18 protein-coding genes are annotated in these 20,238 nt (G+C 70.0%); 9 read left to right on the top strand and 9 right to left on the bottom strand.

The features are described 5' to 3' along the window. Positions 1 to 249 precede the first annotated feature (249 nt). Genes Vgi01_RS23045 through Vgi01_RS23035 form a run of 3 tightly spaced genes read left to right on the top strand, consistent with a single transcriptional unit; the run spans position 250 to position 3,577 of the window. Complete coding sequence (locus Vgi01_RS23045) at positions 250 to 1,449, top strand: FxsB family cyclophane-forming radical SAM/SPASM peptide maturase (protein WP_204292333.1); 1,200 nt, start codon at positions 250 to 252, stop codon at positions 1,447 to 1,449. Then, positions 1,446 to 2,759, top strand: a complete 1,314-nt coding sequence (locus Vgi01_RS23040; protein ID WP_204292332.1) for an HEXXH motif domain-containing protein — start codon at positions 1,446 to 1,448, stop codon at positions 2,757 to 2,759. Before Vgi01_RS23045 ends, Vgi01_RS23040 begins: the two co-directional genes overlap by 4 nt. Before the next feature lie 35 nt (positions 2,760 to 2,794). Beyond that, on the top strand, positions 2,795 to 3,577 hold the full coding sequence (locus Vgi01_RS23035; protein WP_204292331.1) for a hypothetical protein: 783 nt from the start codon (positions 2,795 to 2,797) through the stop codon (positions 3,575 to 3,577). Between the two features lie 32 nt (positions 3,578 to 3,609). Here the strand turns inward: Vgi01_RS23035 and Vgi01_RS23030 are convergent, their stop codons facing one another. Then, a complete protein-coding gene (locus tag Vgi01_RS23030; protein ID WP_204292330.1) occupies positions 3,610 to 4,230 on the bottom strand; it encodes a CGNR zinc finger domain-containing protein in 621 nt (206 codons plus the stop codon). An 88-nt stretch (positions 4,231 to 4,318) separates the two neighbouring features. Between Vgi01_RS23030 and Vgi01_RS23025 the strand changes: the two genes are divergently transcribed. Next, positions 4,319 to 5,533 carry an MFS transporter gene (locus Vgi01_RS23025; protein WP_204292329.1) on the top strand — a complete coding sequence of 405 codons (1,215 nt, stop codon included), beginning with the start codon at positions 4,319 to 4,321 and terminating at the stop codon, positions 5,531 to 5,533. A gap of 12 nt (positions 5,534 to 5,545) precedes the next feature. On the opposite strand, the gene Vgi01_RS23020 is transcribed toward Vgi01_RS23025, so the two are convergent. Continuing rightward, complete coding sequence (locus tag Vgi01_RS23020) at positions 5,546 to 7,096, bottom strand: NAD(P)/FAD-dependent oxidoreductase (protein WP_204292328.1); 1,551 nt, start codon at positions 7,094 to 7,096, stop codon at positions 5,546 to 5,548. Between the two features lie 64 nt (positions 7,097 to 7,160). On the opposite strand from Vgi01_RS23020, the gene Vgi01_RS23015 reads away from it, so the two are divergent. Then, positions 7,161 to 8,480 carry a hypothetical protein gene (locus tag Vgi01_RS23015; protein ID WP_239089117.1) on the top strand — a complete coding sequence of 440 codons (1,320 nt, stop codon included), beginning with the start codon at positions 7,161 to 7,163 and terminating at the stop codon, positions 8,478 to 8,480. A gap of 58 nt (positions 8,481 to 8,538) precedes the next feature. On the opposite strand, the gene Vgi01_RS23010 is transcribed toward Vgi01_RS23015, so the two are convergent. Together Vgi01_RS23010 and Vgi01_RS23005 are read right to left on the bottom strand one after the other, a co-directional pair. Next, the gene (locus Vgi01_RS23010; protein ID WP_204292327.1) at positions 8,539 to 9,102 is read right to left on the bottom strand and encodes a dihydrofolate reductase family protein; all 564 of its coding nucleotides are present in this window, start codon (positions 9,100 to 9,102) and stop codon (positions 8,539 to 8,541) included. Between the two features lie 58 nt (positions 9,103 to 9,160). Further along, complete coding sequence (locus Vgi01_RS23005; RefSeq protein ID WP_204292326.1) at positions 9,161 to 10,192, bottom strand: RNA polymerase subunit sigma-70; 1,032 nt, start codon at positions 10,190 to 10,192, stop codon at positions 9,161 to 9,163. A gap of 184 nt (positions 10,193 to 10,376) precedes the next feature. Here Vgi01_RS23005 and Vgi01_RS23000 point away from each other — a divergent pair, with 184 nt between their 5' ends. Continuing rightward, positions 10,377 to 10,892, top strand: coding sequence for a Uma2 family endonuclease (locus Vgi01_RS23000; RefSeq protein WP_239089116.1), 516 nt, complete (start codon positions 10,377 to 10,379; stop codon positions 10,890 to 10,892). A 37-nt stretch (positions 10,893 to 10,929) separates the two neighbouring features. Here the strand turns inward: Vgi01_RS23000 and Vgi01_RS22995 are convergent, their stop codons facing one another. Further along, positions 10,930 to 11,415, bottom strand: a complete 486-nt coding sequence (locus Vgi01_RS22995; RefSeq protein ID WP_204292325.1) for an NAD(P)H-binding protein — start codon at positions 11,413 to 11,415, stop codon at positions 10,930 to 10,932. A gap of 120 nt (positions 11,416 to 11,535) precedes the next feature. On the opposite strand from Vgi01_RS22995, the gene Vgi01_RS22990 reads away from it, so the two are divergent. Both Vgi01_RS22990 and Vgi01_RS22985 read left to right on the top strand, forming a co-directional pair. Beyond that, positions 11,536 to 11,958, top strand: a complete 423-nt coding sequence (locus Vgi01_RS22990; RefSeq protein WP_204292324.1) for a MerR family transcriptional regulator — start codon at positions 11,536 to 11,538, stop codon at positions 11,956 to 11,958. Next, positions 11,951 to 12,667, top strand: coding sequence for a hypothetical protein (locus tag Vgi01_RS22985; RefSeq protein WP_204292323.1), 717 nt, complete (start codon positions 11,951 to 11,953; stop codon positions 12,665 to 12,667). The genes Vgi01_RS22990 and Vgi01_RS22985 overlap by 8 nt, the downstream gene beginning before the upstream one ends. 81 nt (positions 12,668 to 12,748) lie before the next feature. On the opposite strand, the gene Vgi01_RS22980 is transcribed toward Vgi01_RS22985, so the two are convergent. The 3 genes from Vgi01_RS22980 to Vgi01_RS22970 form a co-directional block, all read right to left on the bottom strand. Further along, entirely contained in the window at positions 12,749 to 14,038 is a 1,290-nt protein-coding gene (locus Vgi01_RS22980; RefSeq protein ID WP_204292322.1) for a serpin family protein, read from the bottom strand. Positions 14,039 to 14,171: 133 nt separating this feature from the next. Continuing rightward, on the bottom strand, positions 14,172 to 15,065 hold the full coding sequence (locus Vgi01_RS30815) for a hypothetical protein (protein WP_239089115.1): 894 nt from the start codon (positions 15,063 to 15,065) through the stop codon (positions 14,172 to 14,174). 177 nt (positions 15,066 to 15,242) lie between these two features. Continuing rightward, complete coding sequence (locus tag Vgi01_RS22970; protein WP_102658304.1) at positions 15,243 to 15,782, bottom strand: PadR family transcriptional regulator; 540 nt, start codon at positions 15,780 to 15,782, stop codon at positions 15,243 to 15,245. A gap of 53 nt (positions 15,783 to 15,835) precedes the next feature. On the opposite strand from Vgi01_RS22970, the gene Vgi01_RS22965 reads away from it, so the two are divergent. Then, positions 15,836 to 16,972, top strand: coding sequence for a serine hydrolase domain-containing protein (locus Vgi01_RS22965; protein ID WP_204292321.1), 1,137 nt, complete (start codon positions 15,836 to 15,838; stop codon positions 16,970 to 16,972). A gap of 306 nt (positions 16,973 to 17,278) precedes the next feature. Here the strand turns inward: Vgi01_RS22965 and Vgi01_RS22960 are convergent, their stop codons facing one another. Continuing rightward, positions 17,279 to 20,122, bottom strand: a complete 2,844-nt coding sequence (locus Vgi01_RS22960; RefSeq protein WP_204292320.1) for a DEAD/DEAH box helicase — start codon at positions 20,120 to 20,122, stop codon at positions 17,279 to 17,281. Between the last annotated feature and the right edge of the window lie 116 nt (positions 20,123 to 20,238).

Below are 20,238 nucleotides of genomic sequence, written 5' to 3'. Positions count from 1 at the left end.
CACAATGATCGTGTCGCCTCGAAGCCGGACATAGATCGTTGGCCAGATCCGCTGCGTACGCCCATGATAACGGTACGGCGTCGAGACCAGGGGTGACCGCTGCGCCACCCGAGGCCGGCGGCGGACCGTCTCGGACGACATCCTTCACCGTCCGTCGATCCGCTGGCAACCCGGCCAGCGCCGCCCATCGATGTATGCTGGTGGCATCGACGGCGGCCCTCCGGCCGCCGCCCGCTTTGGAGCCCTCTGATGCCCGAATCAGTCGACGGGCACCGGCCAGCCGGTGATTCGGCGGTCCGCCGCGCCCCGCCGGTGGCCTTCCACCAGTTCGTGCTCAAGTTGCACAGTCGCTGCGACCTGGCCTGCGACCACTGCTACGTCTACACGATGGCCGACCAGCGGTGGCGGGATCTGCCCCGGATCATGTCGCCCGGGGTGCTCGACGCGACCGCGCGCCGCATCGGCGAACATGCCCGCGCGCACCGGCTCGACACCGTCTCGGTGATCCTGCACGGTGGCGAACCGCTGCTGGCCGGGCCGGCGCGGATCGAGAGCGCCGTGTCGGCCATCCGACAGGGCGTCGCGCCGGTGCCGACCCGGATGACGGTGCAGACCAACGGCACCCGGCTGGACGAGGCGTACCTGCGGCTGTTCGACCGGCTCGACGTGCGAATCAGCCTCAGTCTCGACGGTGACCAGGCCGCCCACGACCGGCACCGGCGCGGGCACGACGGGCGCGGCAGCCACGACCGGGTCGAGGCGGCGATCCGCCGGCTCACCACCGGCTATCCGCACCTGTTCAACGGTCTGCTGTGCACCGTCGACCTGCGCAACGATCCGGTGACCACGTACCGCAGCCTGCTGGCGCACCGGCCACCGACGATGGACTTCCTGCTGCCGCACGGCACCTGGAGCACTCCCCCACCCGGGCGGGTTCCGCAGCCGCGCCCGACCCCGTACGCGGACTGGCTGATCACGGTCTTCGAGCAGTGGTACCACGCGGACGGGCCACCGGTACGAATCCGTCTCTTCGACGAGATCATCCAGGTGCTGCTCGGTGGCACCTCCCGACTCGCCGGGGTGGGCACCAGCCCCGCCGCGGTGGCGGTGGTGCAGACCGACGGTGCCATCGAGATGGACGACACGCTCGCCGCCGCGCACAGCGGTGCCGCCCGCACCGGGCTGCACGTGCTGCGGGACCAGTTCGACGACGCGCTGGACCTGCCGGCGGTCCGCGCGCAGCAGGCCGGGGCGGCGACCCTCTGTGCCACCTGCCAGGCCTGCGAGCTGCGTCAGGTGTGCGGCGGCGGGTTGCGCACCCACCGTTGGCGAGCCGACACCGGCTTCGACAATCCGTCGGTCTACTGCCCCGACCTGTACGCCCTGATCGACCACATCGGGCGCACGATTCGACGGGACCTCGCGGTGCTGTCCGGGGCGGCCCGGTGATCCCCGGCGAGCATCGGCTGCCCCGGACGGTCCTCGACGAGTTGGCCGCCGGGCGCGGCGGCGCGGACGCGGCGGCCCGGTTGCGGGCCGCCCAGCACAGCAAGTCGATGCTGCTGGTCCGGGCGATCATCGCGCTGCTGCGCGAGCGAGGGCATCCCGACCGGGCCGCGATCGAGGCGGCCTATCGGCTGCTGGCCGGGCTGCGGCCCGAGCAGCGGGCCGCGGCACTCGGGCATCCACCGGTCGCCGCCTGGGCGTTCGGCACCGCGGCGCTGCTCGACGGGGACGGCGCGGCGCAGGCGTACCCCGGGCTGCTGGCGGCGGTGGCGGCCACCGCCGCCGTACGCGCGGGAATGGAGGCCGACCTCGACGTGCCGCTCGCGGACGGCGCGGCCGGCCGGTTGGATCTGCCAGGCCTGGGCACGGCGACGTTGCCGGACGCCGCCACCCGCGCCCGGATCCGGGTCAGCCGTGGACACGCCTGGGCGTACGGCGCGGGCGAGCGGGTCGAGATCGGTGCCGGCTCGACCGACAGGTGCTGGCGGCCGGTGCCCCGGCTGGATCTGGCCCACCACGGGCTGCGGTTGTCCCTGCTGCTGGACACCCGCAGTTGGCGGCATGTGCCGGGGATCGGCACCGGTCACCGCATCGGCGGCGGGTTGACCGACGCGTGGCGGGCGCGCCTGGACGAGGCGTGGCGGCTGCTGGTCGAGCACCATCGACCGGTCGCCGAGGAACTGTCCGGCGCGTTACGCGCGCTGGTGCCGGTCCCCTCGCCCGGCGCCGGCAGCCGCAGCGGCACCTTCCATCACGCCTTCGGGGCGGTGGCCATGTCGCTGCCACCGGACGCCCCGTCCGCCGCCGTCGTGCTGGCCCACGAGATCCAGCACGCCAAACTGGCCGCGCTCAACGACATGTTCGCCCTGGTGGAACCAGGCCCGCCAGAGCTGTTCTACGCGCCGTGGCGCACCGACCCCCGGCCGTTGGAGGGCCTGCTGCACGGGGTGTACGCCCATCTGGGGGTGGCGGGTTTCTGGCGTCGGCAGGTGCGGGTGAGCGTCGACGGTGCGGCCCGGTACCGCGCCGAGGTCGAGTTCGCCAGGTGGAGTCGGGCCGCCGACGACACCGTACGGGCGCTGGCCGCGCAGCGGCGACTGACCCCGGTGGGCCGGCACCTGGTCGACGGGATGGCCGCCGTGCTGGCCGATTGGGTGGCGGAGCCGGTCAGCCCGCCGGCCGCGCAGCGGGCCCACCGGCTGCTCGCCGAACATCGCGAGCGGTGGGGCCGACGTCGTGCACCGACCGGCTGACAACGCGTATCGCTGAACTCCACTACGCTGTGTCCATGGGGGAGGGTAACGACAGGCCGGCGAGCCGTGAGTGCTTCGTGATCGCACCGATCGGCCCGGAGGGCTCGGACACTCGCAAACGCAGCGACCAGATCCTCAATCACGTCATCCGCCCGGTGGTCGAGGAGCGCGGCTACGTCGCGGTACGTGGCGACGAGATCGAACGCTCCGGCATGATCACCTCGCAGGTGCTCGACCGGATCATCCTGAACGACCTGGTCATCGCCGACCTCACCGACCAGAATGCCAACGTCTTCTACGAGTTGGCCGTCCGGCACGCGCTGCGCAAGCCGTTCGTGCAGTTGCTGGCGAAGGACCAACAGCTGCCCTTCGACGTGCACGGCATGCGGGTGATCAGCGTCGACCACACCGACCTGGACAGCGTGCACCAGGCCAAGAAGCAGCTCGGTCGGGCCATCGACGCCTTCGGCGAGGGCGACGACATCGTCACCCCGATATCGATCGCCCTCGCCCTTCAGGAGTTGCGCGGCTCGACCAGCCCACGTGAGGCCGGCCTGTCGCAGATCGTCGAGACGTTGCCGCAGATGATGGACATCCTCCAGGACGTGCAGCGCCACCTGGGCACCGGCGGTTTCAGCGAGGGGCCGGCCGACGACGACAACCGCCGGCTGCGCATCCTGGTCGATTCGCTGGCCACCCGGGGCGCGGTGACCGCCGACGAGCTGAGCGGGCTGCTCGGCGGCGGCAACGGCCGCTTCGAACGCTGGGTCGAGGCCCTCATCCAGCGGGTCGGCCGGGCCAGTGGGTCAGCCCGGTAACGCGGGCATCACCGGCCGACCGGTCGGCGATCTCACCGGGCGGCGCGACTGCGGCGGGCGGTGACGTAGCGGCGGATCTTCTCCGCGGTGCCGCAGTCGTCCATGCTGCACCAACGGCGGCTGCGGTTCTTGCTCTCGTCATAGAAGAGGAACCGGCAGCCGCCGCAGCCCTTGATCCGGCCCAGTTGGCCCGCGGTGAGCAGGCCGACGGCCGCGTGTACGACCGGTCGCAAGGGCCGGGCGAGGGTGTCGTCGGCGTGCCAGGTCCACCCGTAGGCGCGGTCACGTTCGAGTCGCGCGTGGCGCAGCGCGTCCGCTTCGTCGTCTCGCAGCCGGGCCAGCGCGGACACGCTCGGGTCCCGGCCGGTGGCCAGTGCCCGGAACACCTGGTCGAGGTCGTCGCGGATGCGCAGCGCCTGCCCGAAGGCGGCCTCTGCGCCGTCCGGATCGTCACGAGAGCGTCGGCGTAGCGCTGCGGCCTGCGCCGGGGTGAGCGCGCCCGCGTACCCGCCCCAGGCGACCAGGTCGGGGTAGCCGGTGAGGGTGTCGTCGTCCGGCGCTCCGGCAGGTGGACCGGAGCGGGTGTTGACGAAGTCCAGGGCGAGGTTGCCGCCCACCAGGCGCATCCGCGTGACGTCCTCGGGTGTTTCCATCGAAGTCGACTTTACCAGTTGACCCATCGACGAGCGGCGCTTAGTTTCCTCCATAACAGGTTTAGGAAGTAACAACGGGGAGGGTCGGATGAGGCGCAGTCGGGCAGTGGGAGCGTTGATCGGCCTGTCCGGGGGGACGTTCCTCTACACCACCGCTGAGGCGCTGCCCATCGGACTGTTACTGCCCATGGCCGCCGACCTGGCCGTCACACCGCCACAGGTCGGCCTGCTCGTCACCGCGTACGGCGCGGTGGTGATGGTCGCCTCGGTCCCGTTGACGGCGCTGGTCCGCACGGTCCCCCGCCGACGGCTGCTGTCGGCCCTGCTGGCCGGCTTCGTCCTCAGCACCGCCATCACGGTGGTGGCGGACGATCTCACGCTGCTCCTGGCGGCCAGGATGGCCACCGCCGCCACGCACGCGCTGTTCTGGGCGGTCGTGGTGCCGGCAGCGGCCGAACTGTTCCCACCTCGACTACGCGGGCGGGTCGTCGCGGTCGTCTTCGCCGGCGGCACCGTCGCGCTGGCGCTCGGCGTACCCGCGGGAACCTGGCTGGGTGAACGGGCCGGCTGGCGGATCTCGTTCCTGGCGGTCGCCGCGCTCGGTGCGGTCGTGCTCGCCACGGTGGCCGCGCTGCTGCCCTCGACGCGGCCCGACCAGGGGCATGCCGCTCGCGGCGCGACGCCCGACGCCCGCCGCTTCTGGTTGTTGGTGGCGGTGGCCGTCCTCGCGACCGCCGGTGCCATCGCCGCCTACACCTATGTCGCCCTCTTCGTCACCGAGGTGGCCGGCTTCTCCGCCGCATCCATCGGGGCCATCCTGCTGGTACGGGGAATCGCCAGCGTCCTCGGCATCCTCGCCGTCGCCGCGGTGGTGGACCGTGGCCCGTGGTCGGTGCTGGCCGCGACCGTCGCGTTGCAGTCGGGGGCACTGCTCGCCCTCTACACCTTCGGTCACCGACCGGCGGTGGCCGTCGGCCTGATCGCGGTGGCCGGGCTCGCTTTCGCCGCGTTCACCGCCGCCCTCGGCGGCCTGGTGCTCCAGGTGGCGCCCGGGCGGTCCGACCTGGCCGCCGCCACCGTCTCCGCCGCGGTCAACGTCGGCATCACCGCCGGCGCCCTGATCGGCGGTCTCGCCCTGCCGGGCCACGGCGTACGCAGCACGGTGCTGATCGGCGCCCTGCTCGGCGTCGTCGCTGCGGTGCTGGCCGTCGGCGAACGACGCCTCCGCTCCGGCGCCACGACAGCGCACCGGCACGACGAGAAGGCCTCCGACGCCCCGGCGGGATCCGAGCGCGTGTCCTGACGCCCCCTCAGGTCAGCGCGGCACACCCGTGTTGCGGTTGACGTCCGCGGGGATCTCGACAGCGAGGGTGGTCGCGGCGGGCAGCGGCGGGGCCGGCATCAGTGGCGCGTCGCGGCCGGTGCCGTGCCGCCCGTCGCCGTGCGAGGTCTCCTCGTGGTAGTCCTGCTCCACGTTCACCGACCAGACGTCGTGGCCGGCGTCGCGCACGATGTTCTCGACTGTCAGCATCGCCGTCAGCATCGAGTGGTCCTGGTTGTTGTAGCGGTGCATGCCGTTGCGCCCGACGGGGTGCACATTCGGCACCTCGCGGGCCAGCCACTGCCGGATCACGTCGACGTTGCGCTGATAGCGCTCGTCGTAGACCGGGTACGCCTTCGGCATCCGCACCACGTAGCCGGCCTCGACCACCCCGGGCCGGACCAGTCCCAGTGTCTCCAACTCCCGGGTCGCGGCGACGATCAGGTCGGCGTCGGGCGTACGCCAGGTCTCGTCGTCCACCGACACGAAGTACTCCAGACCGAGGCAGGTACGACCGTCCTTGACCAGGTACGGCGACCAGGAGCCGAAGTTCTGGATGCGGCCCGCCTTCACGTCCGGGTCGTGCACGTAGATCCAGTTGTCGGGGAAGGAGAACTCCGCCGGCACGACAAGCGCCACGGTGAGGAAGTCCCGGTAGCGCAGATCCTCGGCGGCGGCGAGAACCTGTGCCGGCGGGGCCGGACGCAGCGCCGCCACCAGTTCCGAGATGGGCATCGAGGAGATGACGTGGTCGGCCGGCTCGGTGCGTCGGCCGTCCACGCCGTCGACGGTCACCGAGGTCGCCCGCCGCTGCTGCGGGTCGCGGTGCACGGCGGTGACCCAGGTGCCGGTCTGCACCGTGCCGCCGTGTCGCCGTACCTGCTCGGCGCAGCGTTCCCACATCATGCCCGGCCCCAGCTTCGGGTACTGGAACTCCTCGATCAGGCTTGTCACGTCGGTGCGGTTGCGTTTCGGCAGCACCGCGTTGCGGACCGCCTTGGCCAGCGACAGGTTCTTGATCCGCTGCGCCGCCCAGTCCGCCTGCAGCTGGTCGGCAGGCATACCCCAGACCTTCTCGGTGTACGTCTTGAAGAAGATCGAATACAGCCGCCAACCGAATCGGGCCGACACCCACCCCTCGAAGTGCGACTGGTCCCTCGGTGGCCGCACCCGGGCCCGGGCGTACGACGCCATGCACCGGGCCGCTTCCCACAGGCCGAGGTTGCGCAGCGCATTGCCAGCGTTGAGCGGATAGTCGTAGAGCGCCCCCCGGTAGTAGATCCGGCTCATCCGGGGGCGCAGCAGGAAGTCCTCGTCCGGCAGGATCTCGTGCCAGAAGTCCTCGACCCGGGACACCTTCGTGAAGAACCGGTGCCCGCCGATGTCGAAGCGCCAGCCGTCGCGTTCCACGGTCCGGCTGATGCCACCGACCACCCCGTCGGCCTCGAAGACCCGCACCGGCGCGCCGTGGCGCAGCAGTTCGTACGCCGCGGTCAGTCCCGCCGGACCCGCACCGATCACCACGGTGCCGTGCTCGTCACCCATGACCCTCGCCACCTCACGTCCCCCGACCGACCCGGCCGGTTACCCGCCTTCGCGGCGATGTCACATGCGTGCTGCGGGTGTGGTCGCCGCCGCAGCGGGTACGCCGGCCCGATTCGTGACGGTCGGGGGACGGATGGTCGGGACGGGCCGGGTGGGCCGGGCGCTCGCGCGGGTGCCGGCACCCTGGCCGTACGTGCTCGGGGTCTTCCTCGGCACGAAGATCGTCTTCACGCTGGTCGGGGTGCTCACGCTCGCCGCCTTCGACGGCACCGCGTGGGCGCCCCCGCCCGACGAGGCGCAGATGCGCCAGCAGCAGCGGGAGGTCTCACCGCACGGGTGGCTGTCGCTCTGGTTCGCCTGGGACTCGTTCCTCTACGACCACCTGGCCCGGCTGCCGCTCGACCAACCGTGGACGGATTTCGCCTTCCCGCTGCTGTATCCGTTCCTCGCCCGGCCGCTGGCCCCACTGCTGGGCGGCGACACCGCGCTGGCCCTGCTGGTCATCGCCAACGTGGCCTACGTGGGTGTGCTCTACTACGGCGTCCGCCTCGGCGAGCGCCTGCTGACCGACGACCGGAGCGCTGCCACCGGCCGCGCCGACGAGCCGGGCGCAGCCACCGCCGGCGGGCCGGGCGACGGTGGCCGGGCGGCGCGGCGGTTCGTGCGGTACCTGGTGCTGCTGCCCACCGCATTCCTGTTCCACGCGGCGCTGACCGAATCCCTCTTCCTCTGCCTGACGCTTGCCACCTTCTACTACGCGGAGAAACGACGCTGGCTGCTGGTCGGCGTCATCGGCTTCTTCCTCGCGTTGAGCCGGTCGGCCGGGTTCTTCGTGGCGCTACCACTGGTCCTGCTGTTGCTGCGCCAGGGCGGCTACCGGCTGCGCCCGCGCGCCCTGTGGCGATATCTCCGAGCCGGGTGGCCGCTGCTGCTGTTGCCCGCAGGCTGGCTCAGCTTCATGGCGTTCTGCTGGTGGCAGAGCGGCGACTGGTTCGCCTACAAGCACGCCCAGGAGCAGGGCTGGAACATCCGCGTGCAGAACCCGCTCGGCGTCCTCTGGCACGGCCTGACCGGAGCGGCACCCGACGCCGTACGGGTCTGGATCGCCGTGCTGTTCCTGGCCGTCCTCGTCGCCGGCGCCCGCCGCCTGGGCCTGCCCTACCTGGTGTACGGGGTGATGATGGTGCTGGTGCCGCTGTCGATGGGCACCCCCGTCTACAAGAGCCTGCTGCGCTATCTGCTCGCGGTGTTCCCGGTGGCCCTGGTGCTGGCCGGCTGGGCACGACGACCCCAACTCGACGTCTGGCTGACCGCCACCCTCGCGGTGTTGCAGGGTGCCCTGTTCGTCATCTGGCTCGCCTACTGGACCCACTTCATCATCTGAGACAGCGGGGCTGGTCGAGGCCCGGACCAGCGTGCGGGCTGGTCCGGACCTCGGACCGCTAGGCTGCCGCCGGCCGGTAGCGGACGTCCACCTCGGCTGTCGGGTCGTCGACGCCGACGCGGTGCAGGTAGATCGGACGGCCACCGAGGTGTTCGTAGAGCCGGATGCCGTCACCCAGCAACACCGGTGCGATGTGCAGATCGATCTCGTCGATCAGGCCACGTTCGAGGAGCTGGCGGCCGATGTCCGGCGACAGCACCTCCACGTTCCTGCCGTCGGCGGCCGCCAACGCGATCCGCACGGCCTCCGCCACGTCGCAGTTGAGGAACGTCACCCGGTCGGCGGGTGTCGCGTCCTCGGGATGGTGGGTCAACACGAAGACCGGGCCGGTCCAGTCGCCGCCGTAGACACTGCCGGCGTCGGGGAACATGTCCCAGCCACGTCGGCCGCCGAGGACGGCGCCTGTCGTCTCGACGTACTGCTTGGCGAAGCCGGGTCGCTCGGAGATGCCGGTCTCCATCCACGTCATGTCGTGATCCGGTCCCGCCACGAACCCGTCAAGTGACATGGTGAAATGCCACAGAACCTTGCCGTCGGCGGTCTGCGGTGCGAAGTCGCTCATGCTGTCCTCCTGGTGCGATCGGTCGTACCGAAGAGGAGACGGCAGCCGCGACGAAAACTCATCGGTTCAGCGTCGGCGGGAGGCCGAACGCCCGGAAGAGCGCCGGCTCGTGGAACGCGACGATCTCGGTGATCAGGCCGTCGCGTACCTGCAGCACCCCGATCCCGAACGGCTCGAAGACCTGCTGGCCCGGCGGTCGGCGGTAGCTCGCCGCGGCGAGTTGCCCGTTGGCGCTGGTGGGAATCATCCGCAACGCGCCGATGTAATCGGCAGAGGTCGGGTCCCAGGTAGCAGCCAGCGCCGCGAGGACGGACTCGCGATCGGCGAACCACTCCGGCAACGGCGGCATGGTCGCCCGCACGTCCTTGGCCAGCAGTTCCGCCACCTCGTCGAGATCGCCGCGCGCGACCGCGTCCAGGTATCGCCGCAGTACCTGCCGCTGCGGTTCGGTCGGTGGCGCGGCCGGGGCCCAGTCCGACCGGCCCGGCGGGAGGTGCTCCCGCAACGTCGCGCGGCCCCGCTGCAAAGCGCTGTTGACCGAGGCGACGCTGCCGTCGAGCACCTGGGCGGTCTGCCGCGCCGGCCAGCCCAGCACGTCGCAGAGGATCACCGCGGCGCGCTGCCGGGGTGGCAGGTGCTGCATCGCCGCCAGGAACGCCAGCTCCAGGGTCTCCCGCGCCACGAACGCCACCTCCGGCTCGTCCTGGCGCGGCGCGACCGGCTCGCGCAGCGCGCGTGCTTCCCGCAGGGCGTACGGCTCGCGCAGCGCGTCGGGGAACGGTTGCAGCCACGGGCCGGTGACCAGGGTCGCCACGGGCTGCCCCGGCAGGTAGTCCGGGTTGGCCTGATCGGGCAGCAACCGCCGCTTGCGCCCGTCGAGGGCATCGAGGCAGACGTTCGTGGCGATGCGGTAGAGCCAGCTGCGCAGCGACGACCGGCCTTCGAACCCGTCGCGCGCCCGCCACGCCTTCAGGAAGACCTCCTGCACGAGGTCCTCCGCCTCGTCGAAGGAACCGACCATCCGGTAGCAGTGGACGCGCAGCTCACGCCGGTGCTGCTCGATCCGGGAGGCGAAGTCGTCGTCGCTCACCGGGCGACCGTACCGAACGCACGGCTGTCGCTCGACGCTGTCGGCCACTGGCGCTTCCGCATCTGCCTCCCTCCACTGCCGAGGGTCAACCAGGTGCGAAGGTGTCACCGTCCCTGGTCCGGTCCTCGGCCGGTAGGATCTGCGCATGAGCTCAGAGGCGGTTGGCAGATACATGCCCCCGGTCGTGACGCTCGATGACCTCACCGCGATGATGGCTGAGGACGAACACCACCGGTACGAGATCAGCCCGGAGGGAGTCCTCTCGATCATGCCGCCGCCGGGGTACGCCCATGCCATCATCGCGACCCGGCTCATGGTGTGGTTCGCCCAGGGCGGAGTGCCGGCGGAACGTGTCGCTCAGACCGTGGGTCTACGCATTCCCGGCCGGGACGGCAGCGTCGGCGGACGGATCCCCGACCTGGTCGTCTGGAGTAAGGCTCAGGCTGACGGCGTCTGGCTGCCGGTTGCCGATGTGCTCCTCGTCGTCGAGATCATCTCACCCGGCTCCGAGGGCATCGACACCGTGACGAAGCGCAACGAGTACGCCGCCGCCGGCATCGGCCAGTACTGGGTGGTCGACCAGGATGCCGCCCAGACCGTCACCATGCACCACCTGGACGGCGATAACTACACCGTCCGCGCGACCATGCCGCTGGCCTGGGTCCTCAACACCAGCCCGACTGAACACGACCTCGACTGACTGCGCCACCACGACGACGGCCAGCCCTCGACGTCGCTCAGCTGGCGCCGAGCAGTTCGGTGATCTGGGTGTAGAACGGGGCGGGGTCGCCGGCGAGCGAGGCCTTCACCATGGCCGTCCAGTCGTCGACGATCACCTCGATCGATCCGGCTGCCAGGCCGTCGAGCGACAGCCGTGGGACGTCATGGGGGTCGATCTTGGGTCCGTCGTAGCCGGCCATGAGGTCCGTGTCGGCCGCGCCGAGCAGGACGCCCCGGACCGGGGTGCCCTGGGCGGCGAGTTCGAGGCGTACGCCGTTCGTCATGTTCCATTCGGCGGCCTTCGCGGCGGCGACGACGGAATCGTGGTCGAGCAGGTCGAGGCGCAGCGGCACCACCCGGCTGTCGGTGAAGTCGAGGCTCTCGGGGCGGCGGGCCGTCGCGTACACCTTGCTCGCCCCGCGGTCGAGCAGTTCGAGCACGAACTGGCGGCCGATGCCGCGGTTGGCTCCGGTGACGAGGGCGATCTGGTCAGCGGTGTTCATGGGTTCTCGCTCCCTGGGTGGGCTTCGGTGGGGGCCGTGTTCCGGCCCGGCGTCGACTACCGTAGGAGTTGACGTTGACGTCAAGGGCAAGTCGGACGAGGCAACCAGAGGGGGACGCCGATGCGCATCGGTGACATCGCGCGACAGGCGGGCGTCAGCACCAGAGCTCTGCGGTACTACGAAGAGCAGGGCCTGCTCACCTCGCAACGCTCCCCCAGCGGCCAGCGCATCTACCCCGAGTCAGCTGTCGAACGCGTCCGGTTGATTCAGCAACTCTTCACCGCCGGCCTGCCCAGCCGCACCATCGTGCAGCTGATGCCCTACATCGACACCGGGCACGGTCCGCCGGAGGTCTTCGAGCTGATGGCCGCCGAGCGTGACCGCATCAGCGCCGCCATGGCCGACCTCGCTGCCGCACGCGACGCCCTCGACCGCATGATCGAAATCGCGCACCATCCGACCCCCGAGCACTGCCCGGCCCTGCGCGAACCTCCCTGGACGCCACACCACGACGCCGAGGCGGCCACGGCGGCGGTTGTCTGAGGACTTGCTCAAGGAGTGCGCCGCTCGATCGACCAGGCGCGACCCGGACCGGACGTTGAACATCCGGCACCGGGCCGTACGCGCCTTCGACTTCGTGCTCGACGCGACGGTGGCGTACTTCGCCGCCAACAGCGCCGACATCACTGCCGCCATCGCGCATTCGACCGCCGAGGCGCAGGCCGGTCGGGGCACCGTCTACCTCGACGAGGAGGGGACGCTGCCGGTGGAGGCCGACACCTGCGGCTACCTGATCCCGGCGCAGCAGTACGACGGGCAGCTCGCGGAGCTGTTGCGCCGACACCAGATCGACGCGCAGGTACGCCCGGACGGGGTCGGCGTTTCCATGGCACAGGCACACCGGCGGATGATCCCGCTGCTGCTCGACGCCCGCGCCGAGACCGCGATCGCCGACGCGCAGCGGCGCTCGTACTGCGCGTCCGGTGACCCGCGGTTGGCACCGACGCGCGAACTCCTCGCCGAGCTGCTCGACGCCGAACGGCTGGCGCAGCAGACGGCATCGCAGGTGACGTCCCGACTGGCCGTGATCGACAACCTGCTCAGCAAGGACGGTCCGGCGCACGCCGCGAAGCCGGTGCTCACCGCGTTGATCCGTCAGGTGGAGAACGCCAAGCGCGACGGCTCCGAACCGGCGGCACGCACGGCGCTGACCGCCGAGCTGCAACACCTGCTCGACACCCTCCAGGGCTGACCGCGCCAGCCCTGACGGTCCCGCCCGGCCCTGTGGTGCCGGGCGGGACCGTCACTGTTGTTGAGGCGACCCGCCTGCTGCCTACGGGGTGCTGACAAGTGGGTCGTGGACCCGGCCGAGGAACAGCGGCACGCCGGTGTACCAGTCGTGGATGACGTACAGGAACGGCCGGTTCACGAAGAACTGCGGTCCCTGCGGAATCGACGGCGGCGGGATGATGACGGCCGACGCGGCTGCCGCCTCGGTGCCCTTCTCGTCCACCGCGATGAACGTCTCGTGCAGCACGTCGTTGATGTACAGGGACGAATCGGTGCTCATGCCACTGAGATCGGCCTGCGGCGTGAACGCCGTGGGCATGCCGAGGTTGCTCAGCGCGACAGCCAACTGCACTGGCAGCCGGAACGTCCACCGGGGCAGCCGCAACTGGACGGTGGCGCCGCCGAACCCGGTCAGCAACGCGCTCAGCCACGCCCCGTCGAGGTTCGCCTCGATCGCGGCGAGATCGTTCCCGGTCGGCATGACGATGGCCATGCCCAGCCGGTCCCCCGCGAACGGCACGTCGACCGCCTGCCACCCGTCGCCGACCTGGTAGCCCATCCCGGCGAACGGCCCCCGCATCATCGGTACGCCGACCACGCTGCCGTCGTCCCGGGTGAACGACTCGGTCGCGGTCAACGCCGGAACGAACTGGTATCTCCACGCCGCCTTGAGGTAGGTCGTGTTGGTGAGAATCAGGCTGGTGCCGGGGCTCACCGCATTGGACGGCAACAGCTCGGGGATCTTCGCGTTGGTCCGGTCGGACACCCAGGTGTTGATCTCCTGGCGGGCCGCTTCCGGCGCGCCGGCGAAGTCGACCGGGTGCGGCGCGGCACCGTAGTAGCCGGTCAGCGTGTCCTGGAAGCCGGGTCGCAGGCCCAGGCCGAGCCGGGTCCACAGGGCGTTGGCCGTCCTCAGCAGGGGCCGGGCTGTCCCGTCGCCGTCCTGGTAGCGGATGGCGAGGGTCTGTTCGATGGTGTTGAGGCCGCTGTCGAGCGCGCCGGGTCGGGGATGCGGCGCGTGCAGCACGGCGTCCATCTCGGCCGCCGTGGTCGAGCCGGCACCCGCCCTGGTCATCGCCAGCGCGAGCCCGACCGAGTACGGCGCACAGACCACGTTGTCGCCGGGACGGGTCGAGGCCAGTTCGCGGTAGAGGTCGGCCGAGAAGCCGCGCACGGCGGTCGCGGCGGCGGCCAGCGTGGCAGGATCGGGGGGTACGCGTATCGGATCGGTCGATGTGGACGATTCGTCGGGACGGCGGAGTTGACCTGGGGTGGCGGTGAATGCGGCGGCCGCGAGGGGCACGGTCCGCAATACCGATCGACGCGAGACCATATCTCGACGGTAATGCAGCCCCACGCCGGAACACCAGGTCAACACCGAAAATACATCGAAGTTCTGCGATATAAGCCCATCGCTTGTCGGTCGGGCACCGGAACCGCGTGGTGACGAGGCGTCACCGTCTGCTTCACCGGCGGCGCTTGTTGATGCTCGGCAGGCCGCCGGAGACGGTCCGTACGCTGCCGTCCGGGTTGCTCCGACCCGGTTTCTGCATGGCCCCGGTCACTCGCCGCCCCGCCAGGTCGGAAGCGCTCAAGTTGACCACGACCCGATTCGCCCGCCAGCTCCTGATCCGGGCCAACGCCTGATCACGGTCGGCGACGCCGGTCAACGCACGGATCGCCGGCATCGCCTTGTACGGCTCGGCGAGCAGCAGCTCGGCCACATCGGCAGCACTCAGCTGGCGCGCAGTGGCGTTGCCCACCGGAACGAGCGAGCCGTGAACCTGCCCGCCCTCGGACCACAACCACACAGACCGTTTGCCGTCGCCGGCCCGCATCACCGGAGCTGTCGACGCGGTCGCTTTCCGGCTCGGATCAGCAGTTTTCCGAGTCAGGTCGGGAGCTTTCCGACTCGGGTCAGCAGTTTTCCGAGTCGGGTCGGCAGCCTTTCGAGTCGGGTCGGCAGCGGTCGGTGCCGTCGGGGGTGTGGCCGCGACGTGGGCTTGCAGGGCGGCTGGCGGTTGCGCCCGTCGCTGCGCGGGCACGTCGGCGGCCGGGCGGGGCGGGGCCTGTTGCGGTCGTTGCGTCGGCGCCCCTCGCCGCTCCCTGACGAACCAGGCGGCCACCTCCCACTGCTCGGGCGTGAACCGGACCGGGATGACCTCGGGCAGATGCGGTGCCGAGGGGTTCTGCACGGTGACCTGCGCGCGCCGCTTGGCCAGGTCGGACAGGGTGAGCGACCCGATGTCCACGACCGTGGCCAACGGGATCCGTCGGACGTGCGCCTTCAGCCACGGCAACCACCGTCCACGCCGGACGACCAGCTGCCCGTTCTCGAACGAGGCCTTCCACCGAGCCATACCGACCACCTCCCGCGCTACGCACGTTAGCGGCCTGAGGATCACCACCACACTCGTCGTGTCGGGCAGTTAGGGATGACGGATCGACGGGCCCGCGGCATGGTCAGCTGCGCACCCAGGAAGCAGGTCAGAGCGCGGCGGCGTTGTCTTGAGGGAACCCCCCGGTCGCAGCGGACCTCACCGGGCCTGCGGTTCACCCCGATCGGCGAGATCACCGAACCAGGTCAGGGCGTGCTGTCCCGAGGAGATCCCGTAGTCCAGGGTCGCGCGCTGATACACCGCCACGTCGCGGAACTCCGCCGGCACCTCGATCGTGTCGATGCGCTTCTTGAGCGCGGTGAGCTGGGCGAGATGAGCTGCGGTCCGCTCCTGGATGCGCCGCAGCACCGCTACGCGATCCGTCGGGTCGAGCAGGCCCAGGAAGTACAGCCGGGACAGCGCCGCCGTCTCCAGGTCCGCGCCGCTGAGTTCACCCGTCATCCAACGGTGGAACTCCTGCCGGCCCGCCTCGGTGACTCGGTAGATCTTCTTGCCGCGTCCGCCGGGTTCGGTGCTCGCGACCTCGATCAGCCCTTTGTCGAGCAACCCGTCGAGGGCGCGTTTGATGCTGCCTGAGCTGGCGCTGTAGAAGAGCGCGACGCCTGCTTCGAAGCTCTTGATCAGGTCGTACAGGCTCTGCGGGGCGAGCAGCAGCAGGCCCAGGATCACGTGTGCCACATCGCGATCCTACCCGGTTGACTCTCTTAGACATGTCTAGTAGACATATTGCCATGCCAAGCATCTCCCAGCAGCAGTCCGGCAATCAGGTGACCAGCGAGGTCGACGCCGGCCTGACCCGGCTCGTGCAGAAGCTGAGCGCCAAGCGCGGGCTGCACCACGTCAGCCTCGCCGTGTCCAGCGCCGACGGGCAGCGCCACTGGGCCGGCGCATCGGGTCCGGAGGACACCACCGAGCCGCAGGTACGCCCCGAGGCGCCGTTCTTCATCGCCTCGATCACCAAGCGGTTCATCGTCACGCTGGTCCTACAGGCCCATGAGCGCGGCGAACTCGACCTGGACGCCCCGATCTCCACCTACCTGCCCGCGTCCGTCACCACCGGGCTGCACGTACGGCGCGGCGTGGACCGGACGGCACAGATCACCGTACGCCACCTGGCCAGCCACACCTCCGGGCTGCCGGACTTCCTCGAACGACGCCGCGGCGAGCCCAGCCTCTACCGGCAGATACGTGCCGGACAGGACATCGCCTGGACCTTCGACGACGTCCTCGACATCACCCGCAACCAGCAGCGCCCCCACTTCGACCCGCAGGACCTCAATGCCCCCAGGCAGCGGGCACGCTACTCCGACACGGGCTACCAGTTGCTGCTCCGGATCCTGGAGGCGGTCACCGGCCGCACCTTCCCCGACCTGCTCGCCGACCGCATCACCGGCCCGCTCGGCCTCACCGGCACCTGGCATCCCGCCGCCCAGCCCGCCGACCCGGCTCTCCCCGCGCCCCTGCCCCTGCACATCCGTCGGCGCCGCGTGGAGGTGGACAAGGTCATCGCTTCGGCCGACGACCTGTTCAGCACCACCAGGGATCTCCTCGCCTTCGAGCGGGCACTCGTGGCCGGTGAGCCCTTCGCCGATCCGAATACGCGGCACCTGCTGACCGAACGCCGCAACCGACTGAGCAACGCCCCGGTGCTGCGCTACGGCCTGGGCACCATGTTCTTCAAGGTCAATCGGCTGATGTCGCCACTACCCAAGCCGGTGACGCTGGTCGGGCACTCAGGATCGACCGGCACCTGGCTGTTCACCTGCCCGGAACTCGACCTGCACCTGGCCGGCACCGTCGACCAGACCGAGGCCCGCAGCCTGCCATTCCGCATCATGACCGCCTGCCTGCGCATCTGGGCCCGCTGAGCCGTCCCAGGACGGACCAGCCCCGCCCTGCAGGTGCTGCCGGGCGGGACCGGCCGACGCACCCGCCGTCTCGGTGTCTTCTCGTCCACCACCCGAGACGACCCAGGGCCGCCTGGTGTTGGTGGTGGTCCAGTTCGATGAGTTCACGCTCGCCGCAGCAGGCCAGGCGACCCGGAGCCCGATCGGCAGGCGTTCGCGCAGGCGCTGGAGGCGATGGCTCGGCCCGCCCGACGCGACGGAGGCGGCGCCCACCTCCCATCAGGTCAGGCCCCCGGATGGCGGCCGCCGCAGGAGCACGCGCGACCGCTACGTCTGGATGATGCGCAGTGTGTATTGGGCTGCGCCGACGTTCGCCGCTGCGTGTCGCTCGGAGCGGCGGCGTTGGGCCTGGCTCGATGCAGGGACCGCCGCCCAGAAATTGATCTTGTCGTCGCCGGTCATGAAATCCCACCCCTGGCCGGGCAGGGCATCGACCGGCACCTCGCCGAAGGCGATCAACTCATCGCGTAGTCGTCGGCGTGCCGTACGCCAGGCTTCGCCTGTCCGCGCATCTGCCGTGCCCCGCACGTAGGCGACTGCGGCGACACGGGCGCCGGTGAGATGTGGCTCAAGAGCGGCGATCGCCTCCTGCGCTGCGGCGACCTCGTCTGGCGCGCCGGGTCGGTCCACCTGGAGGTCGGTGTAGAGCGCGAGGTTCGCGGCCTGCTGGGTGCCGTCAGCGTAGATCTTGTATGTGGAGACGGAGTCAGGCGCCACGAAAGTCAGCAACGTGTAGTCGTCGTCTTCGCGGTCGTCCTCGAGAACGATCCCCTGTGTCAGGGCGTTCCCATGCTCCTGGTCGGTGGCCTGTATCAGCGCGCCCAGCAGGGGATGCCCTGGCGAGATGAGCTCCGGAGGTTCGAGCCTCATGATGGGGCCCTCGGCGCGGTCGAACGTGACCGCGTTGTAGCGAGTCGAGAGCGAGGAGCCGAACAGCGTGCGTAGCCGTTCGGGTACGTGGGCGACCCGCCACACCGAGCCGAGGTGAGTGATGTCGCCGTGGAAGGTGGCGAACGAGCGGAGGGTGAAGTCACGCACGACATCGGGCTGAAAGCTGGAAGCCCTGGCCTGTTCCATGGCCTTGCGTAGTGCGGTGAGTTCCGTCGGTGTGAGGGTGCTCGTCGTGGCGGCCCGCTGCCGCACGGCCGCTTCCAGGCCGCTGGACACCTGGTCGAGGGCCGACTCGATCTCGCCATGAGTCGTCCCCGTCAACGCCCGGGAGAGCAGTTGGCCGAGGTTGGCGTCGGTGAGCACCTGGCCGAGCACGTCGAACACCTGGTCGCCCAGGGCCTCCCGTTGGACTTCCAGCTTGGCGAGCAGGGTCTCGAACACGTCACCCTCGCGGGTGTCGACCGCGACCAGATTCCAGAGGTGGCAGGTGTGACGCTGGCCGATGCGGTGGATCCGGCCGAACCGCTGCTCGAGTCGGTTGGGATTCCACGGGATGTCGTAGTTGACCATCAGGTGGGCAACCTGGAGATTGACGCCTTCACCTGCGGCATCGGTCGCGATCAGGATGGAGCTGTTGGCCTCCTGGGTGAAACGGACCTGGGCAACCCGCCGGTCGGCTCGCGAGATCAGGCCGTGGATTACCTGGATGTCGGTGTCTGCGGGCAGGAGCTCGAACAGACGCTGCTCGAGGTATTCCAGTGTGTCGCGATGTTCGGTGAAGATGACGATCTTGCGGCGCTGGCTGGCCGCGTCGTACATCTCGTCGCTTGTGAGCAGGTCGGCCAGCGCCTCCCATTTGGCGTCGACGCCCATCTCGCGCACGGTCTGCGCCCTCTGGACGAGTCGTTCGAGGATCAGGATCTCGGTCTCGAGTTCGCCGAGCGTACGCGCAGCGGTGGCCACCGAGACCACGTCGTCCTCGTACTTCTCGGCCTCCTCGGCGCTCAGTTCGTCCGGATCCTCCGGCTGCAGGCCCAGGCTTGCGGCGAGAGACTCGGCGAGCCGGCGGTCGGCGGCCTGCACGCGGGCAGCCTCGCTCTGTAGCCGGGCGTGACGCCGCTCGAGCGACCGAAGGATGGCCTCGGGTGAGGAGGCCAGCCGGCGCTGAAGGATGAGCAGTGCGAAGCCGACGCTGCGCTTCGTATCGTCGCCCGAGACTTTGTTCATCTCCTCGCGGACGTAGTCGCTGACCTCCTCGTAGAGGTCGCGCTCCGGCGGTGTGAGCCGGTACGCCACGGTGCTGGCTCGGCGCTCCGGGAACAGCCGCGACCCGTCCAGGTGGACCAACTGCTCCTTGACCAGGCGGCGCATGAGTCCGTCGCGTGCCGCGTCGGCGATGTAGCGGTCCTGGCCCGCGGGCCGCAACAGGGACAGAAAATGCTGGTATTCGGCGTCCTTGCCGTTGTGCGGGGTGGCCGTCATGAGCAGTGTGGCCGCTGTCGCCTCCCGAACGGCCTCGGCGAACTGGAACCGCTTGGATTTGTCGACCCTTCTGCCCCACGCCTGCACCGACAGCTTGTGCGCCTCGTCAAAGATCGCCAAGTCGTAGCGCGACTTGTTCGAGTTGGTGACCAGTTCGATAAGTCGCGGATTGCGGGAGAACTGGTCCAAGCGGGCGATAAGGAAAGGATGCTCCCGCAAAGGATCGTCGTCGGGCCGCCGGCCACCGATGAGGGACGTTTCGAAGATTTCGAAGTGGAGCGCGAACTTGTCGGTCAACTCCTCCTGCCACTGCTCGGCGAGGCCGCCAGGAACCACGATCAGACAACGACGTACCCAGTCACGCGCCAACGCCTCCTTGATGAACAGCCCGGCCATGATCGTTTTGCCGGCCCCTGGGTCATCCGCGAGGAGGAAACGCTGCGGATGCTTGCGCAGCAGATGATCATAGACGGCCTGCACCTGGTGAGGTAGCGCCTCGACGTGCGACGAGGACACTGCGAGCAGCGGATTGAGCAGGTGCGCGTGCCGCAGTCGCAGTGCCTCGACGGCGAGCCAGAAGGCATCGGGCGCGGCGTCCAGAGTGGGCCCCCTGCTTCCCTCCGGCACGATGGCGGCCAGGTCCTCCTCGGAAAGCATGCGCGTCGACTCAAGACCGAGATCGTCACGGAATCGTACGAATACCCCAGAGCCGACCGGAGTCCATTCGACGATTTCCACCAATTCGCCCGCCACGAGTCCGTGCACTCGGGTCTGAGAAGATAGTCGAAGGCCCGCCATGATCCTCCGCACATCGCCCTGTCATGATTTCGGCAAGAGCATACAAACACCGTCGG

The organism is Micromonospora gifhornensis (assembly GCF_016863515.1).
GTDB lineage: Bacteria > Actinomycetota > Actinomycetes > Mycobacteriales > Micromonosporaceae > Micromonospora > Micromonospora gifhornensis.
Note: the sequence above shows the minus strand (reverse complement) of the source record. Positions and strands in the feature narration are given on the sequence as shown.

What these genes read in the sequence shown, in the direction of transcription:
- Vgi01_RS23045 (WP_204292333.1), top strand. Translation starts at nt 250, where the DNA reads ATGCCCGAATCAGTCGACGGGCACCGGCCAGCCGGTGATTCGGCGGTC.
- Vgi01_RS23035 (WP_204292331.1), top strand. Translation starts at nt 2,795, where the DNA reads ATGGGGGAGGGTAACGACAGGCCGGCGAGCCGTGAGTGCTTCGTGATC.
- Vgi01_RS23030 (WP_204292330.1), bottom strand. Translation starts at nt 4,230, where the DNA reads ATGGAAACACCCGAGGACGTCACGCGGATGCGCCTGGTGGGCGGCAAC.
- Vgi01_RS23025 (WP_204292329.1), top strand. Translation starts at nt 4,319, where the DNA reads ATGAGGCGCAGTCGGGCAGTGGGAGCGTTGATCGGCCTGTCCGGGGGG.
- Vgi01_RS23020 (WP_204292328.1), bottom strand. Translation starts at nt 7,096, where the DNA reads ATGGGTGACGAGCACGGCACCGTGGTGATCGGTGCGGGTCCGGCGGGA.
- Vgi01_RS23015 (WP_239089117.1), top strand. Translation starts at nt 7,161, where the DNA reads ATGCGTGCTGCGGGTGTGGTCGCCGCCGCAGCGGGTACGCCGGCCCGA.
- Vgi01_RS23010 (WP_204292327.1), bottom strand. Translation starts at nt 9,102, where the DNA reads ATGAGCGACTTCGCACCGCAGACCGCCGACGGCAAGGTTCTGTGGCAT.
- Vgi01_RS22995 (WP_204292325.1), bottom strand. Translation starts at nt 11,415, where the DNA reads ATGAACACCGCTGACCAGATCGCCCTCGTCACCGGAGCCAACCGCGGC.
- Vgi01_RS22990 (WP_204292324.1), top strand. Translation starts at nt 11,536, where the DNA reads ATGCGCATCGGTGACATCGCGCGACAGGCGGGCGTCAGCACCAGAGCT.
- Vgi01_RS22980 (WP_204292322.1), bottom strand. Translation starts at nt 14,038, where the DNA reads ATGGTCTCGCGTCGATCGGTATTGCGGACCGTGCCCCTCGCGGCCGCC.
- Vgi01_RS30815 (WP_239089115.1), bottom strand. Translation starts at nt 15,065, where the DNA reads ATGGCTCGGTGGAAGGCCTCGTTCGAGAACGGGCAGCTGGTCGTCCGG.
- Vgi01_RS22965 (WP_204292321.1), top strand. Translation starts at nt 15,836, where the DNA reads ATGCCAAGCATCTCCCAGCAGCAGTCCGGCAATCAGGTGACCAGCGAG.